This window comes from Haloferax sp. KTX1 (assembly GCF_902410085.1).
In the GTDB taxonomy this organism is placed as follows: Archaea; Halobacteriota; Halobacteria; order Halobacteriales; family Haloferacaceae; genus Haloferax; species Haloferax massiliensis.
In genome coordinates this window covers 1-523 of the sequence record NZ_CABPRH010000084.1, presented here as the reverse complement: position 1 = coordinate 523, position 523 = coordinate 1, and the positions used below count along the sequence as shown (strand labels likewise).

The window sequence follows — 523 nt, the reverse complement described above, 5'->3', positions numbered from 1 at the left end:
TATTCAGGGCTTTCCGCTTGCCTATGTCGCGCAACAGGGCCAGACTTTAGCACATCAGCCACGCCCGCGTACTGCCGTGCCGGGCCGGAACTTTGCTGTCGCCGGAAACAGTACCCATGGCCACCCGCACGGAACAGATTCTGATCATCGACGCGGATTCAGCGAGCCGTAATGAACTCCTTCGGCATCTGCAGGCGCGCGGTTATTACGTGACGGCCTGTGTGGGGCTTGCGGAGGGGCTGGTGAGTCTGGGAGCAACGCAGCCCGACGTGGTCTTCGTGGACCTCCCGCCGGAACGCATCGGTAAGCTGGCCCGGGAGGCGAGGGTTGGCGATATGGAAGTCCCGGTCATCGCGCTCACGTCCGCCGTAACAGCGAACGAGGTGGTGGCCGCGATGCGGGCCGGTGCGTCCGAGGTCGTGCTCAAGCCGCTGCAGGACAAGAGCGCTGTGGATGATGCGTTGAGCAAGCTGTTCGAGCGCGTTCGTGTGGCCCGGCTCAACGAGGTTTACCGGGAAGAGTT

General features: G+C 63.3%; 1 protein-coding gene. It reads left to right on the top strand.

Going from position 1 to position 523, the window contains the following annotated elements; all coding sequences use genetic code 11:
- Window positions 1-116: 116 nt before the first annotated feature.
- A partial coding sequence (locus FY251_RS23610; protein WP_148416860.1) for a response regulator occupies window positions 117-523 on the top strand: 407 nt, incomplete at its 3' end.